A 16,472-nucleotide genomic window follows, 5' to 3' on the forward strand; every position below is an offset into this window, starting at 1 on the left:
TTTTATCATCTTTATATTAAATAGTTTAGCTGAAAATTGACAAAAAAACAAAAGGGATCGCCTGAGCGCTCCCTTTTGTCAGCTTTTTGATTATTATTGCCACTTCTGTTGCATTTGATCCAAGATATCGATGACATCTTTAGTAAAGAATAAGGATTGATTCGTTTTTTCACCATTGATTATAGCAACCATATTTTCAATTTCATAATTTATGGCATTGCCGGTAAAACCAGATTGGATCGTTTCTTTTGTGCCATCATTAAAAAATAATTCTGCTTGATCCGCGCGAGGGTAATCATCAATCGTCAAATAACCATTCTCAAAAGCTACGATACCTTTTTTAGGCATTTTTGCTTGGAAACTCAAGCTGATCGTAGCTAATTCATCTTTTGAATTGCGTAAAATAGAAACTGATTGTTCATCTACACCCGTTGAAAAAGGGATCATTGTAGAAGCTGCAACTTTAGGCTGCTCTGTTAAAAACCAACGAGCAAAAGAAACAGCATAGGTACCGATATCAAGTAAAGCACCACCTGCAAGTTCGGGATTGAAAAAACGGTTGCTCGGATCTGGATCTTTATAACTACCAAAAGGAGCTTGAATCATTTTTAACTTTCCTAAACGATCAGATGCGATTAAAGAATGCAATTCATGGTATAATGGCATATTGAAGATGGTCATTGCTTCTGCAAGAATCAATTGTTTTTGTTCAGCTAAGGCCATCGCAGATTGTAATTCAGACAAATTCATCGTAATCGCTTTTTCGCAAAGGACATGCTTGCCTGCTGTTAAAGCTTGCATGATATGAGCACTATGTTGTCGATTAGGAACTGCAATATAAATGATTGAGATGGTATCGTCTGCTAGTAATTCTTCATAACTACCATAAGCTTTAGGAATATTGTATTGTTGAGCAAATGTTTGAGCTTTTTCTAATGAGCGTGAAGCACAAGCACTTAGAATACTTGTTTCTTGCTCAAAGTTTGCTGCAAATTGATGGGCGATCTCACCTAATCCGATAATGCCCCATTGTAATTTAGACATGGTGCTCCTCCTTGTTATACGCCAAAATTTTGTTTATTTACTGATATAATTAATATAATACGAGGCGCTTTCAATAAGTATGCAGTAATTATTAAATTATTTCAATCGATTTGATATAGTACTGTTTTTTTTCAGAAAATTAGATAAAATATTATAGGAGGGATTTTTCGTGAATCAAATTTATTTAGATTTAGTACTTAGTGCAATTTTTGAACAATTTCATTCAGAACAAGATTTTTATCAAGACTATTTAGGAATCAGTCAAAATCAATGGCAACAATGGAAAGATGGACAAAATAATCTGTCACCAGAAGCCAATCAAAAAGTAAAAAATTTATTTAGTGATTATGAGTGGATGTTAAGCCAAAAAGTGATTCGCCAAACATTACTTTTTCCTGAAAAGCGCCGGATTGCTGTTGCAGAATATCGTGAAATGAAAACGATCGTTGCTCAACGTTGGATCGCTAGTGGATTGGCACAAGTAGAAATGATTCCATTTAAAAATAAAAATGAAGAAGAGAATCGCGACTTTATTAATCTTAGAGTCACGATTGATTATGATGCCTGGGGATATAGCGATATTTTGACCTTTCGTTTGCCTGCGCATGTCCAAAATCAAATTGCAAGTTCACATACTCAGACCGCACTGCTCGATTGGGTCAATGAGAATTTGACAGAAACATATACGTCTTTAGACGATTGACGAGAGGATTTTTTAAATTGAAGAAAACAGTAGGGCTGATTTCAGTGATCGTTATGCTAGGATTGACGGGTTATTCACTTTTTCATGGCTCGGAATCAAAATCTAATGTAAAGAAAACCACTGCGACAACGTACTCATTTGAAAAGAAAACAGCTGCAAGTACAAGTAAAAAAACGGCTGCGCAAAAAGCGTTACCGGATGCTAAAACAACGGATTGGAATCTTGTTTTAGTTGGTCCTAAAAATAAAATTGAAAATGAAGTCGCAGAAAGTCAATTGGCTACTTTGTCAGATAATAGTCACCAAGTAGATAGCCGAATTGTTACTGATTACGAAGCATTGTCAGCTGCAGCGACTAAAGCGGGTTATCCATTAGTAATCATTTCAGCTTTCCGTTCAGTCGAAGCGCAAAAACAAGTATTCGATAACAATGTTAATAGCCTAGTCAGTGGTAGCGGAATGACTGAAGCGGACGCGACAACAAAAACAAAAGAAACAATGACTGAACCCGGTTATAGTGAACACCATACTGGTTTAGCTATCGATATCGTCGATCAAGATTGGTATAAATCTTATACCACACAAGTTTTAGATGCTTCCTATGGAGATCAACCTGGAGCAAAATGGATTGCAGAAAATGCTCCGAAATATGGGTTTATTATTCGCTATCCTAAAGATCGTCAAGATATCACAGGAATCACTTATGAACCGTGGCATATTCGTTACGTAGGAAAAGAAAATGCGGAATATATTACTAAAAATAATTTGACACTAGAAGAATTTTTGCAACAGCTATCAGATAAATAAGGAGTTGCTATGCCAAAAAAAATCTTTAAAAAACGAAAGGGCCAAGTTTCTTTGCCTCTGATCTTTGGAGGCCTTTTATTACTTGGGGTCGCTTTCGTTTTTTCTTTACACTTACTGTCTAATTCGATCACTGGAAGTGATGACCAAACAAAAAATCTAACGCATCAAGAATTTATTGATGAGTTAGTACCACATGCAAAAGAGTTACAACAAGGTTATGGAATCTTACCAAGTATTATTTTGGGACAAGCTATCCTAGAATCAAATTGGGGCGAGTCTCAGTTAGCAAGCCAATATAATAATCTTTTTGGTATCAAAGCCTCAGAAAATCAAAATAAAATAAGCTTAGAAACTAAAGAGTATGTCAATGAACAATGGATAACGATTCAAGGCGATTTTAGAGTCTATAATTCCTGGGATGAATCCTTAGATGACCATACGATGCTTTTTGTAAATGGGACGAATTGGAATCCGCAATTATATGCCGGAGTTCTAACAGCGACGAATTATCAAGAAGCGGCACAAGCATTACAGACAGCCGGTTATGCTACCGATCCTGATTACGCGAATAAAATTATCGATGTCATCAAAACGTATAATTTGGAGCAGTACGACCATTAGTAGTAAAATTGACTTAACAAAAATTTGTTAGGGGCTGGTTGTATGACAGAGTCAAAAATACCTGAAATCATGACAGAATTAAGAAAAGATATAGTACGTGTTCCAAAACCAATCGAAAAAGCATCTGGAATCGTTATCTTTGGGAAAAAAATTCGGTCGATTATTTTCACAACGGATATTGCAATTATTCGTAATACCGATGCGGATGCAGTAATTGCAGTCTATCCATTTACACCACATCCAGCGATTACTAAGGGAATTATTGAAGCAGCAGATATTCCCGTTTTTTCTGGAGTCGCAGGTGGGTTAACTCAAGGTCCCCGCTCTGCTTATATGGGAATGTTCGCGGAAGCGCAGGGAAGTATTGGAGTCGTTGTGAACGGACCGACGCCGGTAGAAACAATTCAAGCTATTTATGATGTGGTAGACATTCCTGTAGTTGCTACAGTGACATCGAAATATTCTAAAATTGAAGAAAAATTATCGGCTGGAGTTGATATCATCAATATCAGTGCTGGAAAAGATACCGTAAAGACAGTAAAATATTTTCGTGAACTGTATCCAGAATTACCAATCATTGCCACAGGCGGACCTGATGATGAAACAATCGAAGCGACAATTGCGGCAGGGGCGAATGCCATAACGTATACGCCACCTTCTAATGGTGTTTTATTCAGTCGTAAAATGGAGAAATATCGGGAAATGGAATATAAGGAAGATCAAGAGGAATAAACGAAAGCGAGAATCGTAAAATGATTCTCGCTTTTCTTATATTTAAGTTATAGTTAAGCTTCGCTTGCGATACTTACAGTGTCGAATAGTGAGGTGAGTAAGATCAAGCACTTAATGAATTGGTGGACCTTTCTAATTGTACCAACAGGAATCTGTTTTTTACTGTTTTCATTCAATAATCGAGAATCGATTGAAGTAACAGAAGAGACAGAAGGTACAAAAGTTGAATTACTAGCTGAGAAAAGTGAAGAAAAAGAAAACGGTACGACAATTATCGATGTTCCTTTAGAAAATCAAAATGAAGGAAGCATCCCATTAGAAAATGGTTGTGAGATTACTGCACTGTCTATGTTGCTGAATTACTACGGCTATGAAACGAATAAAAATGAATTGGCCGAACAACTAAGTTATGTTCCGTTATATGAAAATGAATGGCAAGATATTCACGGGAATCCTCATGATGGATTTGTTGGAAATATTTATGGCGGTTATGATGCTATGGGTGTGGCTGTTGAACCGATTGCAGCGGTTGCTGCTGACTATGTTGAAATGACTCACTCAATCGTTGCTAGTTCATCAACTGATTTTACTGAGCTAGCAAACATTGTTCAAGCCGGTACGCCTGTTTGGGTCGTGACGACTGTGGACTTTCAAGTGCCAACAGCGGACGATTTTCTAATTTGGCAAACTACTAGTGGAGAAATTACTGTTTCCCCTTTATGTCATGCGGTAGTGGTGACTGGTGTGGATAGTCAGCATGTTTATGTCAATGACCCATATGGCTATAAAAATCGAATCGTTGATCGCTCAGAATTTGAAGAAATTTTTCAAGCAATGGGAAGTGAATCACTATATCTTGAAACAAATGAATAAAGACGTGTGACCATATGGTCACACGTCTTTATTTTATAAAATTATTTTAGGCAAAAATATTTTGGAAGGTAGGTAATAATTGTTCAAATGATGTCAATTCAATATCATGAATTTGAGAAGTACCTTCAGGTAATTTGCGGTTACGGTGATTTTAACCATAGTGCGTGCCAACCGGCGCGAGTAGAACCAAGCACATCATTTTTAAAATTATCGCCTACATACAAGGCTTTTTCAGGATTTAAAGCAAACTGTTTTTTACCTAATTCAAAAATTTCAACATCAGGTTTTTCATAACCAGTTGCTTGAGAAATAATAATGTTATCCTCATCGACCCAGTTAAGCAGACCTAATTGTAAGATTTTCTTATATTGATGATCAGTCGGACCGTTTGTGATAATACTGATCGGTACTTGTTTTTCTTTTAAAAAATCTAGCGTTTTTTCAACTTCTAGATGCATCGAAATCGAGTCTAGTTCTTCTTCATAAACATTTTGGAAACGCAATGATTGTTCATCAGTGATCGGGGGATAATTTAAATCTTGCAATGATTGATTGATGCGATGTGACCGCATGTATTCTAATGTCCATTCTTGAGTGATGACTTTGTTAAAATTATTGTCACTGTGGACGCGGAAACGAGTATACAACGGAAGCATATCAGCTTCACTTACTAGAGGGAATAATTTTTGAACCGCTTTACGAAATGGTTCTTGTTGATCGTAGATAGTATCATCGATATCAAATACGACAGTTTCAATCAAAATAGACACGCCTTTCATTTTCAGCAAATTTTCAATTAATTACAGTAAGTATTCTAGTATAAAAAAAACAACAAAAAAAGCGTAAATCGTTGATTAGAAAAGGTTTTTGCTACTGAAAAAGAAAAATCGCAAGCTAACAGTTTTCAGTTTATGTGACTGAAAAAAAGAATTCTTTTTGAATTTTAATTTAGCAATCAAAAAAGCCCACGCTAGTCATTTTTACTAGTGAGGGCTTTTTATTTAATTAAGGCATAAAAAATTCTTTCAGTGTTTTAGCGATCATCTTTGCCATAGGATTTTCTTCAGTAAAACTAGAAGCCAAATAAATTGTACGAGAAAGTGAAAGATTTTCTATTTTTCGTAAAACAAAAGGTGCTTTTTTGTCATAGCCCCAAGTAATTTTTGGAAAAAAGGTCATTCCCAATCCTTGATTGATCATGGAACGTAAAGTTGCAGGGTCGTCGGTCGTTGCCCCAACTTTTAGTTTAGTTTTTTGTGTTTCAAAAGCGGCATCAAGAGTCCGTCTTAAGGGCGAATTCGACGTTAACATCAATAACGAAATATCTTGAATATCGGATGTTTCAATTACTTTTTTTTCGGCTAATGGCTGATTTTTAGGGATGGCCAACAAGATCTCTTCAGTAAAGATAGGTAGATTCGTTAAACCAACTTTAGGTTCAGAAGTAATATAGAAAACTTTTTCTTGAGCCTTTTCAGTAGCACCGTGTTGCTGGATAGATAATTGAATTTCAGGGTGCTTTTCACTGAATGATTTTACTAGATTAGGGATCGAGACGGAAGCAACCTCAGAATAAATAGTAATCGCTGGCAATATTTCTTCATTAAGAGCTTGAATGGCAGCAAGTCCTTGGTCAAATTGGGCGAGTGTTTGAAGTACATAAGGATAAAAACTTTCAGCATACATTGTTAACTCAATGTGATGGCCTGAGTGATAAAACAAAGGTACTCCTAATTCGTGTTCTAAATGTTTCATTGCACGACTGAGCGCGGGCTGTGAAATGTATAATTATTGGGCAGATTGAGTAATGTTTTTAGACTCTGCTACTTTTTTAAAATAGCGTAAATGGTCAAGATTCATGAGACCCTCCTTGATCCATACCTTTTTGTTATGGATCGTTCTGAAATTGGCATTTTTTATTATATCAAATTTTAGCTAAGATAACACACGTAAGAGAAATTGCTTAAGGAGGCTTATCATGAGTACAGGTTTCTTATATCCCGGACAAGGTAGTCAAACGAGTGAGATGTTACAAGACATTCCAATGAGCTATTTTGATTCCTTAGAAAAAGTCACAGGATATCGTTTAAAAGATGCGACGGATATCGAACAAGATACTGTTTATATCCAATTAGCATTACTTCTTAAAGCTGTTTATTATACCGATCAACTGAAAGAGTCAGGCATCCAGCCTGATTTAGTTGCAGGTCATTCAATCGGAGCCTTTTGTGCGGCAGTAGCAAGTGGAGCTTTAAGCTTTGAAGATGCTGCAAAACTTGTTTACCACCGTGCTGACTTAATGAAAAAGGCTTATCCCAAAGATTATGCAATGGGTGTGATTGTCGGATTAACTAGAAGCGAAGCAGAAAAAGTTGTCGCTGAAAGTTTTGACGCAGCTTTTCCAGTCTATTTATCCAATGAAAATTGTCCAATGCAGCATACGATTTCTGGACATATTCATGGATTAAAACAAACACTGGCACTGGCAAAGACCTATCACGCACAAACGGCGAAATTATTAGCTGTTCCAGTTCCTTCTCATTGTACATTGATGGATGCGACAGTGGAGCAATTCGCTCCGATTATGGATTCAGTCACTCTTGATGCAACGATATGTCCGTATCTAAAAAACATCGATGGCCGAATCACAACGGATCCAGCTGAAATTCGTAAAGATCTTTTGCATAATATCGCACATCCAGTGCAATGGAATAAGATGATGGATGTAGCTCAAGAAGTCGGAATAGATCTGGCTCTAGAATTCCCTCCCGGTAATACCCTCACAAAATTGATTCATGTCAAGTTCGGTGAAAATAAATCGATTCGAACGATCAACATTGACCAACATGGCATTGATGACACTTTATTCTTATATCAAAAATGGAGATGACAAGAATGGAAAAACCAGCAAGAAATTGGGCAAGTAAACGCGAAAAAAAAGCTCAAAAAATGAAAAAAATTGAACATTTGCTTGATGGAAAATATGTTCCGACAGAAGCCATTATCGAAGTCTTGGAAAAATTGATCCAACCCGGCGATAAAGTGGTACTTGAAGGAGACAATCAAAAACAAGCCAGCTTTCTTTCTACAAGTTTAGAACAAGTGGACTCAGACAAAGTAAATCAATTACACATGATCATGTCAAGCATTTCTCGTCCTGAACACTTAACAATTTTTGAAAAAGGAATCGCTGCAAAAATCGATTTTTCTTATGCCGGTGCTCAAAGTACTCGTGTTGCTCAAATGATCGAAGACGGCACAATGAAATTAGGCGATATCCACACATATTTAGAATTATATGGTCGTTTATTCATTGATTTAGTTCCGAACGTTGTCTTAGTTGCGGCTGACAAAGCTGACCGTCAAGGAAACCTTTATACAGGGTTCAATACGGAAGAAACACCAACAATCGTTGAAGCTGCTGCTTTCAAAGATGGTATCGTAATTGTTCAAGTCAATGAAATAGTTGATGAATTACCACGTGTAGACATCCCAAGTGATTGGATCGATGTTGTTGTCTTAGCAGATCAACCTTATCAATTAGAAGCATTATTCACTCGTGATCCACAAAATATCACTGAATTACAAATTTTAATGGCTATGATGGCATTAAAAGGAATTTACGCTGAACATGAAGTGCAATCATTGAATCACGGGATTGGTTTCAATACAGCAGCAATTGAATTATTATTGCCAACTTATGGTGAAACACTAGGAATCAAAGGAAAAGTTGCTAAAAACTGGGTATTAAATCCACATCCAACAATGATTCCAGCAATCGAATCTGGTTGGGTTGAAAGTATCCACAGTTTCGGTGGCGAAGTCGGTATGGAAAAATACATTTCTGCTCGTCCAGATGTTTTCTTTGTCGGCAAAGATGGATCAATGCGTAGTAACCGTACGTTATCACAAGTTGCTGGACAATATGCAGTCGATATGTTCATCGGATCAACTTTACAATTAGACTATGAAGGAAATTCTTCAACTGTAACAAAAGACGTTTATCTGGTTTTGGTGGTGCACCAAACATGGGACACAATCCTGGCGGACGTCGTCATTCAACTCCTGCTTGGCAATCATTGCGTGATGAAAATGATCCATTAGGAAAAGGTCAAAAATTAGTTGTTCAAATGGTTGAAACCTATGGTTCAAACAAAAAACCTGTATTCGTAGAAAATCTTGATGCATTAGATGTTCAAAAACAAGCTGGTTTAGCAAATGCACCGGTCATGATTTATAGCGAAGATACCACTCATATTGTTACTGAAGAAGGAATTGCTTATCTTTATAAAGCAACTTCAAAAGAACAAAAACAAGCAGCAATTGCTGCCATCGGTGGAGTAACACCATTAGGAATGACAAGTACAAAAGAATCTTTAGATGAATTACGTAAAGCTGGAATCGTTAAATTACCAGAAGATCTTGGAATTAAACGCAGCGATGCAAAACGTTCATTATTAGCTGCTCAAACAGTCGATGATTTGATTGAATGGTCAGATGGTTTATATGAACCCCCAATGAAATTCAGAACTTGGTCTTAAAGGAGAGAAGAACAGATGGAACAATTATCATACAGCTATAAAACAACAAAACCAATTGACAAAAAAATTCATGTTGGTGTGGTAGGTTCAGGTGATTTGGAAATTTTACTTTTCCCAACAGAAAAATCTGAAACTTCAGTCCGTGTATGTACCGGTAGTGATGGTTTTGGAGATGTTTGGAAAAATGTATTAACTAGATTCTTTGATCGTTATCCAATTACAGCCGATATCGTGATCAACGATTTCGGAGCTACTCCTGGAGCTGTCTATCTTCGATTAACACAAGCAATGGAGGAACTTTCAGATGAAAAATAGTTTTGTAGAATTAAATGCACGCGAACGTGTTCATGCATTATTAGATACTAAAACAGGTCATGAATTAATTGATCCTTTTGATCAAATGATCGCACCTAATCTAGTAGCTCAAAACATCGTTCCACAAAGTGATGACGGAATCGTTGTCAGCCGTGGAGAAATCAACGGAAAAAATGTCATCGTCATTGCAATGGAAGGTAAATTCCAAGGCGGCGGTATCGGTGAAGTCTCTGGGGCAAAATTATTTCAGCTTTAACATTAGCGTTGAAAGAAAATGAAGCTGGCAATGAGATCTATCCAGTGATCGTATTAGATACTGGTGGTGTTCGTTTACAAGAAGCTAACTATGGTCTATTGTCAATTTCTGAAATCGGTAATTTAATCGTAGCATTGAAAAAATACGTTCCAGTTATCGGATTAGTTCCAGGACGTGTTGGCTCTTTTGGTGGTATGTCAATTACTTCAGCTCTTATGAGTTATTTAATTGCTACTAAAAAAGCACGTATTGGCTTGAATGGTCCAGAAGTAATCGAAGTTGAAGCTGGAGTTCGTGAATTTGATTCTAGCGATAAAGATTTAATCTGGAATACAATTGGTGCACGTCAACGTTTGGAAGCAAACGTCGTTGATGAATTAGTTACGAATAGTGTTGAAACGATTCGTCAAGCTGTGATTACAGCTATCGAAGAGAAAAAAGATAGCCATCGCAGTGAAAGTGCAGATTTCTATTTGTCATTATTGGCAAAACTTGATTTGTCAAAACCAATGACAATTGACGCATATAATGAAGCATTAGCTGCTCACAAAGTGGATGCAGTGAAAGCAATTGAAGTAACTGAAGGTAAAGAAGATGCCTCTACAAGTGTTGGTTACCAATGGTTTGCAGCATTAACTGGATTAGCTCATCCAACTTCTACAAGTGCGACTGTCTACTCAGCACCATCAAAATTATTTGTTGAAGATGCAGTTGTGACAGCTATCGTACCGAATGGCAACAACCCAATGTACCGAGTACGTAACGGTGAAGTAGGTTTAGTTGAAGGTTTTGAAATGGGCCATCTATTAGAATCTATTTATCAAGAAGACAAAGACAAAGCAGTGAAACGTCCAATTATTGCTGTAATTGATGTACCAAGTCAAGCTTATGGTTATAACGAAGAATTAATCGGTATCCACATTGCTTTAGCTAATAGTGCAGCTGCTTATGCAAAACTTCGCCAAGCGGGTCACCCAGTAATTGGATTTATTGCTGGAAATGCTATTTCAGGAGCTTTCTTAGCTCATGGCTTACAATCAAGTCGATTGGTTGCTTTGAATAGTAATGATATTATGATCCAAGCAATGTCTAAAGAAAGTGCTAGCCGGATTACAAAACGTTCTATCGCCGACATCGAAGCCGCAGCAGAAAAAGTTCCAAGTATTGCTTATGACGTGCAAAACTATAACAAATTAGGTGCACTATTTACTTTCTTAGAATCAATCACTGATCAAAGTACATCTGCTGAACATGTAGCTGAAGTTATTACAGCAATTAATGCAGCGATTACAGATGTTCGTAAAACTAATGACACAATGTTGACCAATCGTTATACTAATTCGATTGCTGTAAATGTCGGTCGTGTGGAAACGAATAAAGTTTTTGATCGTATGAATAAAGAATGGGATGATTAATCAATGATTCGTGCTCACGATATTGTATTGTTAGATAAAACAGCTCTTAAAAATGTTGAATTACCTGAATGGGTTGAAGAAACAGATCAATTATTTGCGACTGTACGTCGTGGGATGCCAATCGAAGCTGACTCCGTCTTAGTTGGTTTAAGAGGTCGCGAAAGACAGCAGCGTTTTGGTTTTGAAACAACGTTAAATAAAGTTGAAGAAGTTATTCATCCTTGGGAATTAGTAACTAGAAATAGCTTTCGGGAAGCTGAAGTCACGGAGTATTCTGTCTATCAACAATATCGTGAAGCACAATTATTGTTGAAAAATCATCATTGGGGAGTTGGCGGTAGTTTGGGTTTTGAATTAGCGACACAACGGGCAACGATCAAACCAAGTAGTGATCTGGATCTGTTGTTATATGCAAACTCTGCCGCTGAACTACCAATGGAAATAATTAAAGAGAATCTAGCATTTTTTGAAAAGTTAGATACTCAAATCATTAGCCAAAAGGGTGGATTTGCCTTGAAAGAATTTTTGAGTCAACCATCAAAGAAAATTTTACTTAAAACAAATGAAGGACCAAAACTCACTACTGAGATTTGGTAAATATTAGGAAAAGTGAGCGGAAACAATGTTTGAGAATAAGGAAATCAAGATCAATATCAGCGACTTTCAAAAAGTATTCGCTGTAACAGCTGTTATGTTGCAAACGATTTTGAGCTTTGCGTTAGCAAATACTCATAATGAAACAACAGCTGCGTGTATTGGAACATTATATGTAATGGTCAAATATACCGCCCATCTATTTATTTTTGCAATTGTTTATAACATGGTTAAGACAAGTCAACATCTATCTTACTTTGAATTTTTAAAGGAAAAGTTTTTTGAATTAGTTGTTCCTTATATATTATGGACATCTGCTTATTTATGGCTTTTCCCAGCTGTTCAACAAGGAAATCCTTACACAAATACAGCTACATTTTTATTGAAATATATCACTGGTGATGGTGCACCGCATCTATGGTATACAGTGATGATGTTACAAATCCAATTATTGATGCCATTTTTCGTATGGTTAGGGTATAAAGTATTTACGAATAAAAAAGCTGTTTGGCCGGTATTGATTATTGCAACGGCTATCTATGTCGCTTGGTATATTTTCTATGATACTCAAGTTTTTGCTGGCACTCATCATGATAGCTGGTACTTGTTAGACCGTTTTGTTGTCAGCTTTATGATTTACGGGGTATACGGTTGTGCGGCTTTGAATTATCATGAAGCCATTTACAATGCTTTATATAAAGTACGTTATGCACTATTACCGATGGGTCTTGCCGTAGCACTTGTTTCTGCAAATCACTTATTAAGCTATTCGGGAGATTTAACATTTGCTCATGCACCATATTTGAATTCATTACAAAGTTTGTATAGTGTGATCGTTATTTTTGGTGTATTTATGTTTGGTTCAACAATGATCAAAAATAATGCGCCACAATTACGTGCATTTAAATGGTTATCAACTTACGCATATCGTACGTATTTAGCAAATGTCTTTGTATTCCAAGTATTATTGCTTTGTTTCAAAGATTTATTATTAAAATTACCAACTGGAATCATGATCATCGTAGCATATGTAGCTACAGCAAGTTGTGCCTTTTTACTAAGCTATCTATTACATGTCATTTGGCAAGCAATTAAAGGTACGATTACTAAATAAAGAAGAAGGAATATCTGATGGAAGAACATACAATTGCTGTTACATGTCACGAATTCGCTTTGTTAGTTGAACGAGCTTTAATAGCTGAAGTAGAATTATCGCCAAAACCAGGATTGGTTGATGCTCTGAACACAGGTACTCACACAGATATGAATCATGAATTATTTCTGATTTCTGCTAAAACATTAACACCTTTTTTCGAAGAAATGGCGCTTGTTTCGTGGAATCATCCAATGACACAAACCATAAGAGAAAAAATTGTTGAAATTGGTCGACGTGCTGAAGCAGCTATGTTTCGAGCGACTGGCGGTGTGAATACCCATAAAGGAGCGATTTGGGCAATGGGACTTCTTATTACTGCAGTCAGCAGTCAATACAGTCTTACCCAGCAATTGTTTTTACCTAAGATATTTTCTGACATTCAAATATTAGTATCTTTTCCAGACCGCTTTGTTGAAAAAAATCTTCCACTTTCTCATGGAGAGAAAGTAAAGAAAAAATATGGTAATGGGGGAGCTTTTGCGGAAGCTGCCGCAGGTTTTCCGCACGTTCAAGTAGCTCTTTCGGATTATTTCAATCGATCACAAGAAGATTCGACTGAAAAAAGATTGCATATGCTACTAGCAATTATTGCTTCATTGGATGATACCTGTATTTTGTATCGAAGCGATCAAACTGTTTTAGCTCAAGTACAATCACTAGCTCGAAAAGCGAATGAACAATCGTTACCTAATAAAAATTTTGAGCAACTTCATACATACTGTCAAACACAGGCTGTTTCTCCAGGAGGAAGTGCGGACCTATTGGCTGCTAGTTTCTTTTTACTGTCATTAGAGCATTTAACGAATAAAACTGTTTTATTTGCAGCGGTCAAATAAAAAAGAGTCAAAACCTGATGAAAATCAGGTTTTGACTCTTTTTTTATTTAATTTTTTTCAAGCGGTATTCTTCAAAATACGCAGCGTTTCCTCGGCTTTGGATACTAGCATAAATACCCATCAGCAACGCGCCAATCGTATTGGTAAGCAAATCACCCATTGTATCCATTAAAGCAGCACGACCGATAAGTAAAGTTCCAGCAGAAGTTGCATAACGTTGCAAATTCATATCTGCGATCGTATCGCAAAGGAATTCCCAAAATTCCCAAAAAACGCCACAGACACCAGCAAAAGCAAAACCAAATAATAAAAATAACCAAGGAGAAGTTTTGCTGATATCGGCATCTTTCATCAAGAAACCGATTAGACCATAGCCAAGAGCAGTCAAGACCATTGGACTAACAGAGTGTAAAATCTTATCCCAAAATGAAATGATCGAAATCATGTGTAATGAGGTACCTAAAAAGACCGAGATAACTAAAAAGAACCAATAAAAATAAATAATTTTTTCAGGTAATGAGATTTTTAGAACTTTCTCAATGATTTCTGGAAGAAAAATAAGTGCAATTCCAGCTAAGCATTCAACAACAAAAATAATTCCTTGTTTGGTCGAATATTTGGCAATGATCACTTCATAAACATTATAGAGCAGACAAATGAGACCAAAAATAATTAAAGCCATACGGTATTTTTTATAATTCATTTAATTCACCACTTTCTAAAAATGAATGAACGTGGTCTAGTAAGTCTGCTTCACTATTTACGATCAATCCGTTCAATTTAATCAGTCCAACTGTATACAAATTTAAATAATGAAATTGATTTTCCGCCGGTTTTTGTAGCGCCGCGATTTTTTGTTGATTGTCAGCACCTTGTTGACGGGAATCCGTATATAAACCGATCACTGGAATACCTTTTGCATAGGCTACACCAATTTCTGAAGCTACTCCTGCATCGATTGTCAGGCCGTCTAATAAAGCAATCATCAAATCACTTTTCAGCACTTCCTCAGTATCTGCCAAGGCGATCATCTTACTGTCGGCATAAGCACTTTTATCATTGATTCCTTCATTTTCTTGTGGTAAATAAATTGTCAAATCCGAGCCTAACGCTCGGATTTTTTCTGCTAAGTAGCGATTATAAAGTAAATCACTTTGTGAAAATAAGGGTGCAGCAAAATAAATATGTCTAGAAATAGTCACTAAAATACGCCTCCATATCGGGAATAATTGTTTCTAATAATTCAATCGCTTCTTTATCAGCATCTAGTCGTTCGATTCGTGCTAAGTATGCAGCGCGACGATAATTCATCAGCATACACGTTAAAGTTTGGATAGTTAATGCAATCCGTTTGCCTTTTGGCTGATCAGAAACAGTCAATTTGCCAGATGAATCCCACTCTAATGCAAAAATTCCAGTGTTCCATGTTGCTACGGGATCTTCTACGACAAAATAAAACGGCTTAGCTGTTTTAGCAAATGGGTATTCTAATAAGAACTCTTTTACATCCACGATGCGAGCCATAAAGAAAGGGGCGATCGTTTCGTGGATTTCACTATCTTCTAATAGAAAAGAAAGAGGCTCATTTTTGAAAATATCGCCTTTGACCCAGTAAACCATCGAAAAATGTGCGCTGATAAAATTCCACAAACCATTTCGAGCTTCTTGGTTCAAATAAAACATTTCTTTGATATGAAAAACTTCCTCAGAAATCCAATAAAATAAAACACCAGTTGGTCTCTTATCTGCATCATAGTAGATAGCTGCAATTCGTTCTTCTTCATTTTCGAAACGCCAATATTCTTCCCAATTCAATTCTTTCCGAATCATTGCTCCATGATTTTTTAAGGCAAACTCATGATAGACCTGATAAACATCGGGATCATCGACTTCTTTTCGTTCTACGATTCCAGGCAAATCAACTTGTTTAGGTAATTGAGTGTCTTTAATCTTGAAGCTTAATTTGTCAGACATGATTTCCCAACCCTTACGGCGATAGTAGGGAATACTATATGGATACAGATAAGAGATCCATTGGTGATCTGCGCGCATTTCCTGCAAAGCTTTTTCGATCAATTCTTTCATTAATCCATGATTGGCATACTCTGGGTAGGTACCAACACCAGTGATACCACCCATTTGAAATAATTTCCCATGAATATTCACTTCGCAAGGGTAGATTGCAATTTGAGAAATTAAATTATCTTGATTGAACCAACCAAACACTTTTGATTGTTCTAATACTGGCTTTTTTGCACGAACCATTTCACGTTTATTTTCATATCCGCTATTTTCGATATCACTTTCAGTTACTTGAAAGACATAACTTAATAATTCATCGTATTGGGCTAAATGTTCTTCACCCACTGGCTTCAAGACTAATCGTTTCTTAAAGTCACTATCCATTCTGTCATCTCCTATTTTTTGTAATCTAAAGAATCAATCAAGTAAATTGATTTCAGAAAGAGAATAATTCTTAACTTGTATCAGCTAATGAAGCAACTACTCTCTTGATTTACAATTTTAGTATAGCAAAAGGAATCATATATTTCTCTTATCAGCATTGAGAAATAAGGGAAA

At 36.4% G+C, this 16,472-nt stretch carries 14 protein-coding genes and 4 pseudogenes; 12 read left to right on the forward strand and 6 right to left on the reverse strand.

What is annotated here, in order from left to right; genetic code table 11:
- Window positions 1-93: 93 nt before the first annotated feature.
- Window positions 94-1,044 (reverse strand): Gfo/Idh/MocA family protein, encoded by a 951-nt coding sequence (locus ACQKTA_RS02345; protein ID WP_427814043.1) that lies wholly within the window; start codon window positions 1,042-1,044, stop codon window positions 94-96.
- Window positions 1,045-1,213: 169 nt separating this feature from the next.
- On the opposite strand from ACQKTA_RS02345, the gene ACQKTA_RS02350 reads away from it, so the two are divergent.
- The 5 genes from ACQKTA_RS02350 (at window position 1,214) to ACQKTA_RS02370 (ending at window position 4,779) form a co-directional block, all read left to right on the forward strand.
- Window positions 1,214-1,747 carry a hypothetical protein gene (locus tag ACQKTA_RS02350; protein ID WP_332581408.1) on the forward strand — a complete coding sequence of 178 codons (534 nt, stop codon included), beginning with the start codon at window positions 1,214-1,216 and terminating at the stop codon, window positions 1,745-1,747.
- Between the two features lie 17 nt (window positions 1,748-1,764).
- Window positions 1,765-2,553, forward strand: a complete 789-nt coding sequence (locus ACQKTA_RS02355) for a M15 family metallopeptidase (RefSeq protein ID WP_332581409.1) — start codon at window positions 1,765-1,767, stop codon at window positions 2,551-2,553.
- Window positions 2,554-2,562: 9 nt separating this feature from the next.
- Entirely contained in the window at window positions 2,563-3,174 is a 612-nt protein-coding gene (locus tag ACQKTA_RS02360; protein WP_427814044.1) for a glycoside hydrolase family 73 protein, read from the forward strand.
- A 42-nt stretch (window positions 3,175-3,216) separates the two neighbouring features.
- Entirely contained in the window at window positions 3,217-3,906 is a 690-nt protein-coding gene (locus tag ACQKTA_RS02365) for a hydrolase (RefSeq protein ID WP_427814045.1), read from the forward strand.
- 93 nt (window positions 3,907-3,999) lie between these two features.
- Window positions 4,000-4,779 carry a C39 family peptidase gene (locus ACQKTA_RS02370; protein ID WP_407856914.1) on the forward strand — a complete coding sequence of 260 codons (780 nt, stop codon included), beginning with the start codon at window positions 4,000-4,002 and terminating at the stop codon, window positions 4,777-4,779.
- A 46-nt stretch (window positions 4,780-4,825) separates the two neighbouring features.
- Here ACQKTA_RS02370 and ACQKTA_RS02375 read toward each other — a convergent pair.
- Together ACQKTA_RS02375 and ACQKTA_RS02380 are read right to left on the reverse strand one after the other, a co-directional pair.
- Window positions 4,826-5,558 (reverse strand): annotated as a pseudogene (locus tag ACQKTA_RS02375) (HAD family hydrolase).
- Between the two features lie 226 nt (window positions 5,559-5,784).
- A pseudogene (locus tag ACQKTA_RS02380) lies at window positions 5,785-6,639 on the reverse strand (LysR family transcriptional regulator).
- Between the two features lie 118 nt (window positions 6,640-6,757).
- Here ACQKTA_RS02380 and ACQKTA_RS02385 point away from each other — a divergent pair.
- The 7 genes and pseudogenes from ACQKTA_RS02385 (at window position 6,758) to ACQKTA_RS02415 (ending at window position 13,892) form a co-directional block, all read left to right on the forward strand.
- Window positions 6,758-7,669: an ACP S-malonyltransferase gene (locus ACQKTA_RS02385; RefSeq protein ID WP_427814046.1), complete on the forward strand. Its 912-nt coding sequence runs from the start codon at window positions 6,758-6,760 to the stop codon at window positions 7,667-7,669.
- 5 nt (window positions 7,670-7,674) lie between these two features.
- Window positions 7,675-9,320: pseudogene (mdcA, locus tag ACQKTA_RS02390) on the forward strand (malonate decarboxylase subunit alpha).
- 15 nt (window positions 9,321-9,335) lie between these two features.
- A complete protein-coding gene (locus tag ACQKTA_RS02395; protein ID WP_427814047.1) occupies window positions 9,336-9,635 on the forward strand; it encodes a malonate decarboxylase subunit delta in 300 nt (99 codons plus the stop codon).
- Window positions 9,625-11,306: pseudogene (mdcD, locus tag ACQKTA_RS02400) on the forward strand (biotin-independent malonate decarboxylase subunit beta). The gene ACQKTA_RS02395 and the pseudogene mdcD overlap by 11 nt, the downstream one beginning before the upstream one ends.
- Window positions 11,307-11,309: 3 nt before the next feature.
- The gene (locus tag ACQKTA_RS02405; RefSeq protein WP_427814048.1) at window positions 11,310-11,903 is read left to right on the forward strand and encodes a malonate decarboxylase holo-ACP synthase; all 594 of its coding nucleotides are present in this window, start codon (window positions 11,310-11,312) and stop codon (window positions 11,901-11,903) included.
- A 25-nt stretch (window positions 11,904-11,928) separates the two neighbouring features.
- A complete protein-coding gene (locus tag ACQKTA_RS02410; protein ID WP_427814049.1) occupies window positions 11,929-13,014 on the forward strand; it encodes an acyltransferase family protein in 1,086 nt (361 codons plus the stop codon).
- Between the two features lie 17 nt (window positions 13,015-13,031).
- Complete coding sequence (locus ACQKTA_RS02415; RefSeq protein ID WP_427814050.1) at window positions 13,032-13,892, forward strand: triphosphoribosyl-dephospho-CoA synthase; 861 nt, start codon at window positions 13,032-13,034, stop codon at window positions 13,890-13,892.
- Window positions 13,893-13,935: 43 nt separating this feature from the next.
- Here the strand turns inward: ACQKTA_RS02415 and ACQKTA_RS02420 are convergent, their stop codons facing one another.
- From ACQKTA_RS02420 to ACQKTA_RS02430, 3 genes are read right to left on the reverse strand one after another with little or no spacing between them, the layout of a single operon-like run.
- Window positions 13,936-14,595: a hypothetical protein gene (locus ACQKTA_RS02420; RefSeq protein ID WP_427814051.1), complete on the reverse strand. Its 660-nt coding sequence runs from the start codon at window positions 14,593-14,595 to the stop codon at window positions 13,936-13,938.
- A complete protein-coding gene (locus ACQKTA_RS02425; RefSeq protein WP_427814052.1) occupies window positions 14,585-15,094 on the reverse strand; it encodes a nucleoside 2-deoxyribosyltransferase in 510 nt (169 codons plus the stop codon). The genes ACQKTA_RS02420 and ACQKTA_RS02425 overlap by 11 nt, the downstream gene beginning before the upstream one ends.
- A complete protein-coding gene (locus tag ACQKTA_RS02430; RefSeq protein WP_427814053.1) occupies window positions 15,081-16,298 on the reverse strand; it encodes a GNAT family N-acetyltransferase in 1,218 nt (405 codons plus the stop codon). Before ACQKTA_RS02430 ends, ACQKTA_RS02425 begins: the two co-directional genes overlap by 14 nt.
- Between the last annotated feature and the right edge of the window lie 174 nt (window positions 16,299-16,472).

The organism is Enterococcus sp. 22-H-5-01, assembly GCF_050310005.1.
GTDB lineage: Bacteria > Bacillota > Bacilli > Lactobacillales > Enterococcaceae > Enterococcus_A > Enterococcus_A hailinensis.